The organism is Pseudomonas sp. AC532 (genome assembly GCF_979258965.1).
The window spans coordinates 2,804,656-2,820,289 of the sequence record NZ_OZ409888.1; the positions used below are offsets into that span (position 1 = coordinate 2,804,656).

Below are 15,634 nucleotides of genomic sequence, written 5' to 3' on the forward strand. Positions count from 1 at the left end.
TGCGGCCATGCCGCCCACGGCTGGAACTCAGAGCGGGCCGTCGCCGCGCCGACGGAACCAGCCGGTCAGCGACAGGCGGTCGCGGCTGGCTGGAAGCACCTCATGGGGCACATCGGAGGACAGGAACACCACCAGCGTGCCGGCCTCGGGGATCACGTCGCGCACCTGGCCATCGGCGAGGTACAAGCGCAGCACGCCACCTTCTTCGGCCTGCCAGTCGTCGTTGAGGTACAGCACGGCGGACACTGCGCGCCGGTCGTCATCGAGAAAGCGGTCCAGGTGCTTGAGATAAAACGCCCCCGGCGGATAAAAGGCGAAGTGGCTTTCATAGTCGGCCAGGCCCAGGTAGAGATTCTGGTTGATCGCCACGCGCAATTCGTCAAGCAACTGCAGGTAGCCATCGCAGGCCGGCGACTGCCCGGCCTCCAGCCACTGGATGTGATCACCCCGGGTGCCCTCGCGCACCGCCACGGCGTTGCCCCGCCCGGTGCCAGCAGGCGCCAGGGTGCCTTGGGCGATACGCTGGCGGCACTCTTCGGCCAGTTGCCGAGTCATAGACTGGGGGGCGAACTGGGTTTGCAACGACCATCCGAATTCGGCAAGGTCATCGATGATGCGGCTCAGCAGCGATTCGGAAAGGTCGGTTGTCATGGCCAGATTCTACCCTGTGTCGAGTACACCTCGACAAGCTCCACCTGGCTGCCGAAAATAGCCGTCCCAGACAGGAGTCCTTATGCGCGCGTTGTGTTGTTTTCTGTTGTTGCTCCTGAGCTTGCCGGCGATGGCCGAGCCCTATGCCGAGCTGTACGAGAAAGCCGGCTGGCCGCAGCAACGCGCGCACTTCAGCGATGCCCTCAGCGCCGCCCAGGCCCGCTACCGTGACAGCCTGCCGCCGGCGGTCTATCAGGCACTGGTCAGCAATAGCAATCAGCGTTTCGCCGCCAGCGCGATGGACCAGCGTGCCGAACGCAGCCTGCGCGACAACCTGGCAGACCCGCAGCCGGCCCTGGCGTTCTTCGAGTCGCCGCTGGGCCGCAAGATCGTCGAGGCGGAACTGCTCGCCACGCGCCCCGATCAACTGGCCAAGTATGCCGACGGCCTGCCGCTCAGCGAGGCCGACGCCACGCGCCGCCTGCTGATCCGCCACCTGGCCCAGGCACTGCCAGCCAGCGAAGCCGGCGCGGAAATCAGCCTGGCCCTGGCCGGCGTCGCCGCCGACAGCCTCAGCCAGATGATTCCCGGCCTGCTCGGTGGCGGTACCGCTCAGGGCTTGCTCGATGGCCAGCGGCAGCGCCTGATGGCGCAGATCGACAAGGATCTGGACAACACCTTGCTGCACGTTTACCGCGGATTGTCCGATCCAGAACTGGAGGAATTCGTGACCTTCGCGCAGTCCCCTCAAGGCGCCGCCTACTACAAGGCAGCGCTGACGGCGATCCGCGCCGGGCTGGCCGTCGGCCAGTAAACTCAGCCCAGCTGTTCACCCAGGTAATCGAAATAGCGCAGACGAAGCGGCGCCACCTCATTGGCCAGGTGATGACGAGCCTCGGGTAAACGCAGGATGCGCGGCGCGCTGAACTTGCTCTGCAGCACGCCGAGGTTGTGTCGCCAGTCCACCGTCATGTCCGCTTCGCCCTGGATGATCAGCGGGCTGCGCGTGCTGCGCCGGGCATTTTCGATGCGCGGCACCCACTGGCTCAGCGCGCCGACCCAGACCGTTGGCACCACCTTGGGCTGCAGCGGGTCGCGGTTGCGCAGGAAGTCGAGAAACTCCAGGTCACTGGAGTTTTCGCTGAAGCGCCGCGGAATCTCCTGCACGAAGCGACGCAGCAGGCGATAGCTGAGCTGTGACCAGTTCCAGCGCCGGGGACGTACCAGCGGTGCCAGCAGAATGGTCTCGCCCACCGTATCCAGCGGCGTGTCGTTGAGCAGGTAATCGATCAGGATCGCCCCGCCGGTGCTCTGCCCGCACAGGTGCACCGGCTGCGGCAGGTGCAAGGCCTCGGCCTGCTGCAACGCCGCGCGCAGCACGGCCTGGTATTCGGCGAAATCGTTGATGCTGGCCCGCAGACCGCTGGACAGTCCATGGCCGGGCAGGTCCACGGTAAGCACCGCGAAACCCATCTGCAGGCCCCACTCGATGACGTGGCGGTACAACGCGCTGTGGTCGTAATAGCCGTGCAGCACCAGCAAGGTCGCGCGCGGGGCAACGGGTGTCCACACCTGCGCGGCGATCCGGTAGCCCTCGACCTCGAACCAGCCCAGGCGACTCTCCACGGCGTCCTGGGGCACGAACCCGTAGAACTGCCGGTACGCCAGCTCGGCAGGCGACAGCAACGCCGCACTGGCCAGGGGGCGCAGGCTGGCGACAAGGGATTGAGGCTCGAAGGTGTCGGACATCTGGGCTATCGACTCATTGATGCATGGCAGCGTCGCCGCGTTGGGCAGCCGGTACAGTAGCGATATTCCGCTGCCAGGCTCGCCATGGCAAGCCAACGCACTGTTCAACGGAAGCTGCCAGCATGGCCCGTTCCCGCCGCACCACCCTGCTCGCCTGGCTGATCGCCGCTACCTGGCTGGCTGCCCTGGCCGCCGCCTTCTGGTGGTTCGAGGCCCGTTACCTGCGCGCGTTCGATGAGCGCGCCACCCTGTTCCACGGCGCCGAACTGCGGCTCCCGGCAAGCCTGGCCGGGGCCGGGGATATCCGCGTGGTGCATTTCTGGGACCCGGCCTGCCCCTGCAACGTCGGTAACCAGCAGCACCTCGCCGACCTCATGGCTCACTATGCGGCGCGCGGCGTCAGTTTTCATGTCGTCCGCACGCCAGGCAGCGATGCGGCGTTGCCTGGCCCCCTGAACGGCCTGCATCCGCTTGCCGGAGTGGCCGGCAGTGATCAGCTGCCCGCCAGCCCGGCGGTGGCGATATGGGACCGGCGCGGCGAACTGGCCTATTTCGGCCCGTACAGCAGCGGTTTCACCTGCAAGGCCGACAACAGCTTCATCGAACCGATACTCGATGCGCTACTCGATGGCCGCGTGGTGGTGGCCAGCAACAACCTGGCCAGCGGCTGTTTCTGCGCTTGGCGGCCACGCTGATGCACGGCTGTGCAAGGTAGATAGAAAGCCTGCCAGGCCCGCGTCACGTCCTGAGTCGGCCGCCTTGCAGTCGCCGCCGATTGCTCGCAGCATGGGCGCCCGCGTAGAGACAAGGACAGCACCGGCCCATGAAACGCCTCGTCATCACTCTGTTCGTCGCCTTGCTCGCAGCAGCGGGTGGCGGCGCCTGGTACCTGCACGGCAAACAGCCCGTGCGAGACGGCCAGCTTACACTGGAGCGCCTGAATGCGCCGGTGCAGGTCCGCTATGACGAACGCGGCGTGCCGCACATCGAGGCGCAGAACGAAGCCGACCTGTACCGCGCCCTGGGCTTCGTACAGGCCCAGGACCGCCTGTTCCAGATGGAAATGCTGCGCCGCCTGGCCCGCGGCGAACTGGCGCAGATTCTCGGCGCCAAACTGCTGCCAACCGACCGCCTGTTCCGCAGCCTGGAAATCCGCGTGCGCGCCGACCAGCAGGCCCAGGCGCTGGACGCCGACAGCCCGCACGCGAAGGCGCTCGCCGCCTACCTCGACGGCATCAACCAGTATCAGGACAGCCGCCCGGCGCCGCTGGAGTTCGACCTGTTGGGCATCGAAAAGCGCCCGTTCACCGCGGCCGATACGCTGTCCATCGCCGGCTACCTGGCCTACAGCTTTGCCGCAGCACTGCGCAGCGAGCCGCTGCTGACCCGCATCCGCGATGAGCTGGGCAGCGACTACCTGAGGATCTTCGACATCGACTGGCACCCCGAGGGGGTAATCGACACGGCCCTCGGCACGGAAGACTGGCAGATGCTCGAACACCTCGCGCTGCTCAGCCGCCAGGCCGCGGCCGACCACGGCTTACCGCAATTCGAGGGCAGCAATGCCTGGGCGGTATCCGGCGCACGCACCGCCAGCGGCAAGCCGCTGCTGGCCGGCGACCCGCACATTCGCTTCTCCGTGCCGTCGGTCTGGTACGAAGCGCACCTCACATACCCGGGCTTCGAGCTGTACGGTCACCATCAGCCGGCCACCCCGGTCGCCTTTCTCGGCCACAACCGTGATTTCGCCTGGAGCCTGACCATGTTCCAGAATGACGACATGGACCTGATCGCCGAGCGCAGCAACCCGCACAACCCCGAGCAGGTCTGGTACCAGAGCCAGTGGGTCGACCTGCAGCGGCGTGAAGAGGTCATCCAGGTCAAGGATGGCGAACCGGTCACCCTGGTGCTGCGTCGCTCACCCCACGGGCCGATCATCAACGCTGCACTGGGCGATACTGCCGGCAGCACGCCCATTGCCTTGTGGTGGGCCTTTCTGGAAACCGAAAACCCGTTGCTCGACGCCTTCTACCGGCTGAACCGCGCCGACACCCTGGAGAAAGGCCGCGCTGCCGCAGAGCGCATCCATGCCCCGGGCCTCAATCTGGTGTGGGCCAACGCCAGCGGCGATATCGCCTGGTGGGCCGCCGCGAAATTGCCCAGGCGGCCGGCAGGGGTGAACCCGGCATTCATTCTCGACGGCAGCAACGGCTCTGCCGACAAGCCGGGTTTCTACCCGTTCAGCGCCAACCCCCAGGAAGAGAACCCACCGCGCGGCTACATCGTCTCGGCCAACTTTCAGCCTCTGTCGCCCGACGGGCCGGCAATTCCCGGCTACTACAACCCGCCGGAGCGTGGCCAGCGTCTCAACCAGCACCTGGCCGACCCTGCAGTACGCTGGGACCTGCACAACAGCCAGGCGCTGCAGCTGGAAACCGGCACCGCTTATGGGCCACGCGTGCTGGCGCCGATCCTCGGCGACCTGCGCGCAGCCGCCGCCGACGAGCAGCAGCGCCAGTTGGTGGAAACACTGGCTACCTGGACGGGCGATCACCCCGTGGATTCGCTAGCCGCCACCCTGTTCAACCAGTTGGCCTACGAACTGAGCCGCGTGGCGATGGCCGAGCGGCTTGGCCAGGCTGCCTTCGAACAGTTGCTGGCGACGCGGATGATCGACAGCGCCTTGCCGCGCCTTGCCGCCGACCCGCAATCACCCTGGTGGGCGACAGCAGACGGCCAGCCGCGCAGCCGCGCCGAGGCCGTGGCTCAAGCCTGGCAGGCGACCCTGCAGCACCTGCGCACGACCCTGGGCGAGAACCGCGAGCACTGGCAATGGGGCCTGGCGCACACCCTCACCCACCCGCACCCGCTTGGCGTGCAATGGCCGCTGGATGCGCTGCTCAACGTGGGACCGATGGTGGCGCCGGGCGGCCACGAAACCCCCAACAACCTCTCGCATCGCCTATCCAGCGCGCCCTGGCCGGTGGGGCACGGCCCTTCGACGCGCCGCCTGGTCGACCTGGCCGACGCCAGCCGCAGCCTGGGCATCAACCCGCTTGGCCAGAGCGGCGTCCCCTTCGACCGCCACTACCGCGACCAGGCCCAGCGCTTCATTGAAGGTGGCTACGTGCCCCAGCACCTGAGTGCCGAGGACGTCAGCGCACACACGCGCAGCACACTTCGCCTGCAGCCGGCTCCCTGATGCTGCCCCGGCAAATCCCGGGCATGAAAAAGCCCGCCATGGGCGGGCTTTTTCAACAGGGTCGCCGATCAATTACTTGATCTTGGCTTCCTTGTAGGCAACGTGCTTACGGACGACCGGATCATATTTCTTGATCTCGATCTTGTCCGGGGTGGTGCGCTTGTTCTTGTCGGTGGTGTAGAAGTGGCCGGTACCGGCACTGGACACCAAACGGATCAGTTCACGCATGACAGTCTCCTTAGACCTTTTCGCCGCGAGCACGAAGCTCGGCCAGAACTACGTCAATACCACGCTTGTCGATGATGCGCATACCTTTAGCGGTAAGACGCAGACGCACGAAGCGGTTTTCAGACTCGACCCAGAAGCGGTGATGCTGCAGGTTCGGCAGGAAACGACGACGGGTTTTGTTGTTTGCATGGGAAATGTTATTCCCGGTTACCGGACCCTTACCGGTAACTTGACAGACTCTCGACATACCTCAGCCCTCTAAAACCACATGCCCAACCCGGCATGGGTTGGCCGCTTAATCTCTGTTTTTCGGCGCTGGGCGCCGCGTTTCTTCAGGGTCTTACCGGCGATAGATCGCAATCAAGCAACCGGGCCCCTAGAAAAGAGCGCTGCTTTATACCAGAAAGCCCAGAGAGCAACAAGCGCGAGTGCACTTTAAATGCCGCCTCGGGGCACACCAGCCCTGCGTCGCGGGCATGCCCGGCACCCACCACTCGTCGCCACGATACATTGTTCACCCGCGACTTATCGCTTAGTGTCTCCAGTCACGCGTCAACGCGCCCCCCAAGTCCGCGTTTTCCATTCGACGGCCCGCCGGATGCGCGCCGCCCCGCTCAGGAGTCTCCCATGCGCCTCGCCCTCTTGCCGCTGCTCATCGCCCCGCTGTTTGCCCAGGCTGCCACCCTCAGCGTCTGCACGGAAGCCAGCCCAGACGGCTTCGACGTGGTGCAGTACAACGCCCTGACCACCACCAACGCTTCGGCCGACGTGCTGATGAACCGCCTGGTGGATTTCGACGCTGCCAGCGGCAAGCTGGTGCCGAGCCTGGCCAGCGAGTGGACGGTGTCGGACGATGGCCTCGTCTATAGCTTCACCCTGCGCCCCGACGTGCAGTTCCACCGTACCGACTACTTCCAACCCAGCCGCCCGCTGGAGGCCGACGACGTACTGTTCAGTTTCCACCGCATGCTCGACGCCGATCACGCCTGGCACGACAGCGCCACCAGCGGCTATCCCCACGCCCAATCCATGCAGTGGCCAGAGTTGGTCAAGTCGGTCGAGAAAGTCGGCGCCCACGGCGTGCGCATCACCCTCAACAAGCCGGACGCGACCTTCCTCGCCACCCTGAGCATGGGCTTCGCCTCCATCTATTCCGCCGAATACGCAGATAAGCTGCTCAAGGCCGGCACTCGGGAAAAGCTCAACAGCCAGCCGATCGGCACCGGGCCGTTCGTGCTCAAGCGCTTCCAGAAGGACGCCGCCGTGCGTTACGAGGCCAACGCCAACTACTTCGCCGGCAAGCCGAAGGTCGATGCCATGGTGTTTGCCATCACCCCGGATGCCAACGTGCGCCTGCAGAAACTGCGCCGCGGCGAGTGCCACATCGCCCTGTCGCCGAAACCGATGGACGTCCATGCCGCCGCCCAGGACGCCAACCTCGCCACCGTGAAGACCGCAGCCTTCATGACCGCTTTCGTCGCCATCAACAGCCAGCACCCGCCGCTCGACAAGCCGGCCGTACGCCAGGCCATCAACCTGGCGTTCGACAAGGCCAGCTACCTCAAGGCGGTATTCGAGGACAGCGCCGAGCCGGCCAGCGGCCCATATCCGCCGAACACCTGGAGCTACGCGAGCGGCCTGCCGGGCTACGCCCATGACCCGCAGAAAGCCCGCGACCTGCTGAAGCAAGCCGGCCTGGGCGACGGCTTCAGCACGACCATCTGGACTCGCCCTTCAGGCAGCGTGCTCAACCCCAACCCGAGCCTGGGCGCCCAGCTGCTGCAGGCCGACCTCGCCGAAATCGGCATCAAGGCGCAGATCCGCGTGATCGAATGGGGTGAATTGATTCGTCGCGCCAAGGCAGGCGAACACGACCTGCTATTCATGGGCTGGGCGGGCGACAACGGCGACCCCGATAACTTCCTGACCCCGCAGTTTTCCTGCGCCTCGGTGGAATCTGGCCTTAATTTCGCCCGTTACTGCGACGCCAAGCTCGACACGCTGATCGCCGACGGCAAGACAGTCAGCGACCAGGACAAGCGCAGCGCACTTTATAAGGATGCCCAGGCGATCATCCAGGAACAGGCACTGTGGCTGCCGCTGGCCCACCCAACGGCTTATGCGCTGATTCGCAAAGGTGTAGAGGGCTATAGCGTGAGCCCGTTTGGCCGCCAGGATTTTTCCAACGTCAGCCTGCAGCCTTGAACACGGCCACACACCTGCGCTCCACGCCCGCGCGCAGCAGGCGCATGTCATAGCGCTGACATACGCCTGCCGCACCCTGTCCGCTGTTTACCGACGGGGATCGTCAGGCCATGCGTTTCAATACCAGTGTTCTCAAGCTGCTAGTCACCACCCTTTGCTGCGTTCCGCTCGCCTCCCACGGGCAGGCCGCCGGCCCCGCCTATCCGGCGACACTGGCCGGGCACGCGGTGCTGCCGGCCGCCAGTTTCGTGAACCCGCCGGCAGATGCACCAGCCGATTTCGCGGTCAGCGGCAAATTTCCCAACGGCCAACGCACCGAGAAAATCGGTAGCGTCGAAGGATTATCAGCCAACCGCCCCACGGGGATGTTCCTGCCCTTCGAAGGCCAGCCGCTGCAGGGCCACTCGGGGATCAAGCACATGCCGGACGGCAGTTTCTGGGTGCTCACCGACAACGGCTTTGGCAGCAAGGCCAATTCCGCCGACTCGATGCTCTACCTCAACCACTACGACGTGGACTTCCAGTCAGGCGAATTCAAGCGGCTGGCAACGGTATTTCTCAGCGACCCGGACAAGAAGGTGCCATTTCGAATCGTTCACGAAGGCACCCAAGCGCGCTACCTGGCGGGCGCTGATTTCGACCCCGAGAGTTTCCAGTTCGCGGGTGATGCAATCTGGATCGGCGACGAGTTCGGCCCCTATGTGATCAAAACCGACCTGCGGGGCCGGGTGCAGAAGGTGTTCGACGCGGAGATAGCGGGCAAACCGGTACGCTCGCCCGACAACCCCGCGGTCAAGCTGCCTGGCTGGCCTGCCGAGCCGATGAATTTCGAAGTGCGTCGTTCCAAGGGTCTGGAAGGCATGGCGGCCTCCAGCGACGGCAGCAAGCTCTATGCACTACTCGAAGGCCCCTTGTGGGACGCAACCAGCAACGGTGCAGAACAACAGGATGGAAAGAGCGTGTTGCGCATGGTCGAATTCGACGTGAAGCAAGAGGCCTGGACGGGGCGCCACTGGCTCTATCCCCTGGAGCAGCCAGGCCACGCCATCGGCGACTTCAACATGATCGATGTCGACAGCGGCCTGGTCATCGAGCGAGACAACGGCGAAGGCACGGCCGACAAGGCCTGTCCGGCCGGCGAAAAGGGCAGTACCTGCTTTGCCGATCTCGCGCGCTTCAAACGTGTCTACAAGGTGGTGTTCGACGACAGTAACGTGGGCCAGCCGGTACGCAAGGTCGGTTACATCGACCTGCTCGCCATCCAGGACCCGCAAGGCCTGGCCCGCAAGCCGCTGAACGACGGCGTATTGAGCTTTCCGTTCTTCACCATCGAGAACGTCGACATCGTCGATGACCGGCACATCGTGGTCGGCAACGACAACAACCTGCCGTTCTCCAGCAGCCGCGAGCCAAACCGGGCCGACGACAGTGAAATGGTCTTGCTCGAGGCCGCCGAGCTGCTCAAGGCTCGCTAGCGGTCGGCCATGGCCAAGCGCAGCTACAGCTCGGACGGGCTACAGCCAGCCGTGCTCGGCCATCGACAGCGGCTCGCCATCACCGACGATGAAGTGATCGAGGATGCGCACCTCGACCAGCGCCAGCGCATCCTTAAGGCGCTGGGTCAGCACCCGGTCGGCCTGGCTCGGCTCGGCAACGCCGGAGGGGTGGTTATGGGTCAGGATCAAGGCCGCGGCATTGTGCGCCAGGGCGCGTTTGACCACCTGCCGCGGGTACACGCTGGCGCTGTCGATGGAACCCTGGAACAGCGCCTCGAACGCCAGCACGCGGTGTTTGGCATCGAGGAAAAGGCAGCCGAACACCTCGTGGGGCTCGTGGCGCAGCAGGGCCTTGAGGTAGTCGCGTACCGCCTGGGGACTCTCCAGCGCGGAATCACGGCGCAGTTGTTCGGCAAGGTGTCGGCGCCCCATTTCCAGCACCGCCTGCAGCTGGGCGAACTTGGCCGGCCCCAGGCCCAGGCGCTGGCTGAATGACGGCAGGTCGGCCTGCAGCAGGGCGCGCAGGCTGCCGAAGTCGGCGAGCAGATGGCGCGCCAGGTCGACGGCGCTCTGCCCCACCACGCCGGTACGCAGGAAGATCGCCAGCAGTTCCGCGTCGGTCAGGCTGGCGGCCCCCTGGGCCAGTAGTTTCTCCCGCGGACGCTCTGCCGCAGGCCATTCACGAATGCTCATAGACGCTCCCTGTCGCTCCAGTTCAGCCACCTGCACCAGCCGCAAAGGCCTGCCGCGGCGCGCCACTGCTCGCCTGCTGCCGCTGTGCTATCGTAGCCCGGTTTTTCGCAGGGTACCGGGCCTGGGGAGGTCTCGGGCATCTGCGTCTGTAACTACACACGACAAAGGCAACCTTATGCAGCGGCTGTATCGCAAACGCATCATCCTCGGCGTGGGTGGTGGAATCGCGGCGTACAAGAGCGCCGAACTGGTTCGCCGACTCAAGGACCAGGGCGCCGAAGTGCGCGTGGTCATGACCCAGGGCGGTCGCGAGTTCATCACCCCGCTGACCCTGCAGGCGCTGTCCGGTCACCCGGTGCATCAGGATCTGCTCGACCCTGCGGCCGAAGCCGCCATGGGCCATATCGAGCTGGCGCGCTGGGCCGACCTGGTGCTGATCGCGCCGGCCACCGCCGACCTGATGGCGCGCCTGGCGCAAGGCGTGGCCGATGACCTGCTGACCACCCTGGTGCTGGCCACCGATGCGCCCGTCGCCCTCGCCCCGGCGATGAACCAGGCGATGTGGCGCGACCCGGCCACCCAGGCCAACGCCGACACGCTGCGCGCACGTGGCCTGCGCCTGTTCGGCCCGGCATCCGGCAGCCAGGCCTGCGGTGACGTCGGCGTCGGCCGCATGCTCGAGGCCGATGACCTGGCGCAGCTGGCCGCCGACTGCTTCGAGCACCGGGCACTGACCGGCAAGCACGTGCTGATCACTGCCGGCCCGACCCAGGAAAACATCGATCCGGTGCGTTACATCACCAACCACAGCTCCGGCAAGATGGGCTTCGCCCTCGCCGAAGCCGCCGTGGAAGCCGGTGCCAAAGTCACCCTGATCAGCGGCCCGGTGCACCTGCCGACGCCAGACCGGGTCAACCGCATCGATGTGGTCAGCGCCCGCGACATGCTCGCCGCCTGCGAAGCGGCCATGCCCTGCGACATTCTCATCGCGGCGGCAGCCGTCGCCGACTATCGCCCGGAAGTCGTCGCCCAGCACAAATTGAAGAAAGACCCCAACAGCGGCGATGGCCTGCTGTTGCAGATGGTGCGCAACCCGGACATTCTCGCCACGCTCGCCCACCGCGACGACCGGCCCTTCAGCGTCGGCTTCGCGGCCGAGACCGAGAATCTCCTTGAGTACGCCTCGCGCAAACTCAAGGACAAGAACCTCGACCTGATCGTCGCCAACGACGTCGCCAATCCCAGCATCGGTTTCAACAGCGAAGACAACGCGATCACCATCATCGATCGCGGCCTGCAGCAGAGCAGCTTCGCGCAGACCAGCAAGGGCAAGATAGCCCGGCAGCTGGTGAGTTTCATCGCCGCGCACCAGCCGACCCCCTGACCTCACAGCACGGATACCCGATCCCCCCATGCATGCCCTACAAGCCAAGATTCTCGACCCGCGCCTCGGTAACGACTTCCCCATGCCGGCCTATGCCACGCCAGGTTCGGCAGGCCTCGACCTGCGTGCCATGCTCAAGGAAGACCTGACCCTCGAACCGGGCCAGACCGTGCTGATCCCGACCGGCCTGGCGATTCATATCGCCGACCCGGGCCTCGCGGCACTGATCCTGCCGCGCTCGGGGCTGGGCCACAAGCACGGCATCGTGCTCGGCAACCTGGTCGGCCTGATCGACTCCGACTACCAGGGCGAGCTGATGGTGTCGTGCTGGAACCGCGGCAGCAGCGCCTTCAAGATGGCCATCGGCGAACGCATCGCCCAGTTGGTGCTGGTACCGGTCGTCCAGGCGCGTTTCGAGGTGGTCGAGGAATTCGACGACAGCGAGCGCGGCGCGGGTGGTTTCGGCCATTCCGGTAGCCACTGACGCATACCCATCGCCAGGAGACGTCTGATGAAAGGCTTCAAACGCGCCCCCAAGGAAGAACGCCCCGGCGACTCGCAGAACGCCTCCCGGCCAAGCGCCGCGGCCAGCGCCGACCTGCTGCCGGGCGCCTGCGTCGCGGCACTCGGCGTGGCCCTGGCCGGCGCCCTGCTGTGGGTCATGGCCATCAGCCCGGCCCAACAGTTGCAGCAGCAGCAACTTACCCAGGCCTGGGGCGCCAGCCAGGCCGCCAGCGTGCAGCAAGCACTCCAGCAGCTGAGCGCCGACACCCTCGCAGCGGCCCGCAACCCTGCGCTGTCGCAAGCCCTGCAAAGCGGCGACGAAACGCAGCTGCGCACCGCCGAGAACGACTTGCGTTACTGGAACGGCGTGGTCGATGCCCAACTCAACCTCACTGGCCAGGCGGTGCCGGACAGCAGCCGCGCGGCGCCGATGAACTTCGCCGCGCTGGACATGCTGCGCCGCCTGGAAAGCGGCCAGGCTCCCGCCGTCGAGGCATACCGCGTGGGCGAGCGCTGGCTGGCCTACAGTGTCGCCCCGGTGCGCCAGGACGATACCCAGCCGATGCTCGGCACGCTGCTGCTGGCAGTCGATCTCAACCGCGTGCTCGCCAGCCTGCCACCGCTGCCAGCAGACGTCGGCCAGGTGCAACTGGTGCAGCGTTTCGATGCTGGCGCGGCCCAGGTGCTGACCCAGCGCGGCCAGGCCACGGGCGATGCCCAGGCGTTCGCGACCGGCAACCCGCACTGGACCCTGAACTTCACGCCAGCCGCCAGCCTCGGGGCGGGAGGGCTGTCGCTCGCGCTCTTGGCGCTCGCCCTGCTGGTGGCGCTGATCGGTGCGCTGGCCGGGCTCTACCTGGTCAACCGGCGCCTGCACCAGCGCCTCGAAAGCGACGCATCGCAATTGACCCAACTGGTCAAAGAACTCTCTGCGGGCAAAGCCGTCAAAGCCTTCAGCTTGAGCCTGCCCGCCCTGCATGACCTGGCGCAGCACCTGAGCAGACTGCCACGTCGCGCCTCGGAAACCGTGGCCGTTCGCCCGGAACCGGAGCGCAACCCGCACCCCGTTGGCGGCACCGCGGCCAAGCCTGCGGATTTCGTGAATCCGCTGTTTCAAGACACCGATATCCTCGATATCGACATTCTCGATGATGACCAGGATCTCCTGGGACTGGAGCAGACCCCGACCATGACCGCGCCGCAAGCCCCGAAACTTCCAGCAGACATTTTCCGTGCCTATGACATTCGCGGCGTGGTGGGCGCAGGCCTGACCCCGGAAACCGCGTACTGGATCGGCCGCGCCATCGGCTCGCAGAGCCTGGCCGAAGGCGAACCCAACGTATCGGTCGGCCGTGACGGTCGCCTGTCCGGCCCGACGCTGGTGCAGCAACTGATCAATGGCCTGGTCGACAGCGGTTGCCAGGTCAGTGATGTCGGTATGGTACCGACCCCGGTGGTGTACTACGCCGCCCACGTGCTGACCGGCAAATCCGCGGTGATGCTCACCGGCAGCCACAACCCGCCGGACTACAACGGCTTCAAGATCGTCATCGCCGGCGACACCCTGGCCAACGAACAGATCCAGGCCCTCAAGAACCGTATCGACAACAATGACCTGGCCAGCGGTGAAGGCAGCGTCGAGGCCGTCGACCTGCTGCCGCGCTACCTGGAACAGATCCGCAGCGACATCGCCATGGCCAAGCCGCTGCGCGTGGTGGTCGACTGTGGCAACGGCGCGGCAGGCGTGATCGCCCCGCAGCTGATCGAAGCACTGGGCTGCACGGTCATCCCGCTGTTCTGCGACGTGGACGGCAACTTCCCCAACCACCATCCGGACCCGGGCAAGCCCGAAAACCTGGTCGACCTGATCGCCAAGGTCAAGGAACACAAGGCCGACATCGGCCTGGCGTTCGACGGCGATGGCGACCGCGTCGGCGTGGTCACCAACACCGGCGCCATCGTCTACCCGGACCGCCTGCTGATGCTGTTCGCCAAGGACGTGGTCTCGCGCAACCCTGGCGCGGACATCATCTTCGACGTCAAATGCACCCGCCGCCTGACCCCGCTGATCAGCGGCTACGGCGGCCGCCCGGTGATGTGGAAGACCGGTCACTCGCTGATCAAGAAGAAAATGAAGGAAACCGGTGCCCTGCTGGCCGGCGAAATGAGCGGGCACGTGTTCTTCAAGGAACGCTGGTTCGGTTTCGACGACGGCATCTACGCCGCTGCCCGCCTGCTGGAGATTCTCAGCCAGGACAAGCGCACCGCCGAACAGGTATTCGCCGCCTTCCCGGACGACGTGTCGACCCCGGAAATCAACATCCAGGTGACCGAGCAGACCAAGTTCCCGATCGTCGAGCGCCTGCAGCGTGAAGGCCAGTGGGGCGAAGGCAGCGTCACCAACCTCGACGGTGTGCGCGTCGACTACCCGAAAGGCTGGGGCCTGGTGCGTGCGTCCAACACCACCCCGGTTCTGGTGCTGCGCTTCGAAGCGGAGAACCAGGCGGAACTGGAGCGCATCCAGGAGCTGTTCCGCGCCCAGATGCACCTCGTCGCGCCCGATGTCAAACTACCGTTCTGATCCGCCCAGCACTGGAGCCCCCGCATGACCCTAGAGCGTGATGCCGCCACCAACGTCGCCAAGGTACTGTCCGAAGCACTGCCGTACATCCGTCGCTTCGTTGGCAAGACCCTGGTGATCAAATACGGCGGCAACGCCATGGAAAGCGACGAGCTGAAGACCGGCTTCGCCCGTGACATCGTGCTGATGAAGGCCGTCGGCATCAACCCGGTGGTGGTGCACGGTGGCGGCCCGCAGATCGGTGATCTGCTCAAGCGCCTGTCGATCGAAAGCCACTTCATCGATGGTATGCGCGTCACCGACGCACAGACCATGGATGTGGTGGAGATGGTGCTTGGCGGCAAGGTCAACAAGGACATCGTCAACCTGATCAACAGCCATGGCGGCAGCGCCATCGGCCTGACGGGTAAGGATGCCGAGCTGATCCGCGCCAGGAAGCTCACCGTCAGCCGCCAGACGCCAGAGATGACCCAGCCGGAAATCATCGATATCGGCCACGTTGGTGAAGTCACCGGGGTCAATACCGACCTGCTGAACATGTTGGTCAAGGGCGACTTCATTCCGGTGATCGCGCCGATTGGCGTGGGCCCCAAGGGTGAGTCCTACAACATCAACGCCGACCTGGTTGCCGGCAAGGTGGCCGAAGCGCTGAAAGCCGAGAAGCTGATGCTGCTGACCAACATCGCCGGCCTGATGGACAAGCAGGGCGTAGTACTCACCGGGCTGAGCACCGAGCAGGTCAATGAGCTGATCGCCGACGGCACCATTTATGGCGGCATGCTGCCAAAGATCAAGTGCGCGCTGGAGGCGGTGCAGGGTGGCGTGAACAGTTCGCACATCATCGACGGCCGGGTGCCGAACGCGGTGCTGCTGGAGATTTTCACCGATATCGGCAACGGCACCATGATCAGCAACCGCAAACGCGTCTGATAGCTGCCTGA

The 15,634-nt window shown here is 65.5% G+C and carries 14 protein-coding genes; 9 read left to right on the forward strand and 5 right to left on the reverse strand.

The genetic code is table 11. From position 1 onward, the window contains the following. Positions 1–27: 27 nt before the first annotated feature. Positions 28–651 (reverse strand): 2OG-Fe(II) oxygenase, encoded by a 624-nt coding sequence (locus ACZ0AV_RS13245; RefSeq protein ID WP_499151450.1) that lies wholly within the window; start codon positions 649–651, stop codon positions 28–30. Between the two features lie 82 nt (positions 652–733). Here ACZ0AV_RS13245 and ACZ0AV_RS13250 point away from each other — a divergent pair, with 82 nt between their 5' ends. Continuing rightward, on the forward strand, positions 734–1,465 hold the full coding sequence (locus ACZ0AV_RS13250; RefSeq protein WP_499151451.1) for a hypothetical protein: 732 nt from the start codon (positions 734–736) through the stop codon (positions 1,463–1,465). 2 nt (positions 1,466–1,467) lie between these two features. Here ACZ0AV_RS13250 and bipL read toward each other — a convergent pair whose 3' ends face one another. Then, positions 1,468–2,400: a phospholipase BipL gene (bipL, locus tag ACZ0AV_RS13255; RefSeq protein ID WP_499151452.1), complete on the reverse strand. Its 933-nt coding sequence runs from the start codon at positions 2,398–2,400 to the stop codon at positions 1,468–1,470. Between the two features lie 122 nt (positions 2,401–2,522). Between bipL and ACZ0AV_RS13260 the strand changes: the two genes are divergently transcribed. Together ACZ0AV_RS13260 and ACZ0AV_RS13265 are read left to right on the forward strand one after the other, a co-directional pair. After that, positions 2,523–3,095, forward strand: coding sequence for a DUF6436 domain-containing protein (locus ACZ0AV_RS13260; protein WP_499151453.1), 573 nt, complete (start codon positions 2,523–2,525; stop codon positions 3,093–3,095). A gap of 128 nt (positions 3,096–3,223) precedes the next feature. Further along, complete coding sequence (locus ACZ0AV_RS13265; protein WP_499151454.1) at positions 3,224–5,602, forward strand: penicillin acylase family protein; 2,379 nt, start codon at positions 3,224–3,226, stop codon at positions 5,600–5,602. Between the two features lie 72 nt (positions 5,603–5,674). On the opposite strand, the gene rpmG is transcribed toward ACZ0AV_RS13265, so the two are convergent. Together rpmG and rpmB are read right to left on the reverse strand one after the other, a co-directional pair. Then, positions 5,675–5,830, reverse strand: coding sequence for a 50S ribosomal protein L33 (rpmG, locus tag ACZ0AV_RS13270; protein ID WP_013793373.1), 156 nt, complete (start codon positions 5,828–5,830; stop codon positions 5,675–5,677). Between the two features lie 10 nt (positions 5,831–5,840). Further along, positions 5,841–6,077, reverse strand: coding sequence for a 50S ribosomal protein L28 (gene rpmB / locus ACZ0AV_RS13275; RefSeq protein ID WP_042553582.1), 237 nt, complete (start codon positions 6,075–6,077; stop codon positions 5,841–5,843). A 380-nt stretch (positions 6,078–6,457) separates the two neighbouring features. On the opposite strand from rpmB, the gene ACZ0AV_RS13280 reads away from it, so the two are divergent. Further along, entirely contained in the window at positions 6,458–8,035 is a 1,578-nt protein-coding gene (locus ACZ0AV_RS13280) for an ABC transporter substrate-binding protein (RefSeq protein ID WP_499151455.1), read from the forward strand. A gap of 110 nt (positions 8,036–8,145) precedes the next feature. Then, on the forward strand, positions 8,146–9,510 hold the full coding sequence (locus ACZ0AV_RS13285) for an esterase-like activity of phytase family protein (protein WP_499151456.1): 1,365 nt from the start codon (positions 8,146–8,148) through the stop codon (positions 9,508–9,510). Between the two features lie 39 nt (positions 9,511–9,549). Here ACZ0AV_RS13285 and radC read toward each other — a convergent pair whose 3' ends face one another. Next, on the reverse strand, positions 9,550–10,224 hold the full coding sequence (gene radC / locus ACZ0AV_RS13290; RefSeq protein ID WP_499151457.1) for a RadC family protein: 675 nt from the start codon (positions 10,222–10,224) through the stop codon (positions 9,550–9,552). A 175-nt stretch (positions 10,225–10,399) separates the two neighbouring features. On the opposite strand from radC, the gene coaBC reads away from it, so the two are divergent. From coaBC to argB, 4 genes are all read left to right on the forward strand, one after another. Next, the gene (gene coaBC / locus ACZ0AV_RS13295; RefSeq protein ID WP_499151458.1) at positions 10,400–11,608 is read left to right on the forward strand and encodes a bifunctional phosphopantothenoylcysteine decarboxylase/phosphopantothenate--cysteine ligase CoaBC; all 1,209 of its coding nucleotides are present in this window, start codon (positions 10,400–10,402) and stop codon (positions 11,606–11,608) included. 28 nt (positions 11,609–11,636) lie between these two features. Then, positions 11,637–12,092 (forward strand): dUTP diphosphatase, encoded by a 456-nt coding sequence (gene dut / locus ACZ0AV_RS13300; protein ID WP_499151459.1) that lies wholly within the window; start codon positions 11,637–11,639, stop codon positions 12,090–12,092. Positions 12,093–13,301: 1,209 nt separating this feature from the next. Next, positions 13,302–14,693, forward strand: coding sequence for a phosphomannomutase/phosphoglucomutase (gene algC, locus ACZ0AV_RS13305; protein WP_499153361.1), 1,392 nt, complete (start codon positions 13,302–13,304; stop codon positions 14,691–14,693). 24 nt (positions 14,694–14,717) lie between these two features. Then, positions 14,718–15,623, forward strand: a complete 906-nt coding sequence (gene argB / locus ACZ0AV_RS13310) for an acetylglutamate kinase (RefSeq protein ID WP_499151460.1) — start codon at positions 14,718–14,720, stop codon at positions 15,621–15,623. The last annotated feature ends 11 nt before the right edge of the window (positions 15,624–15,634 follow it).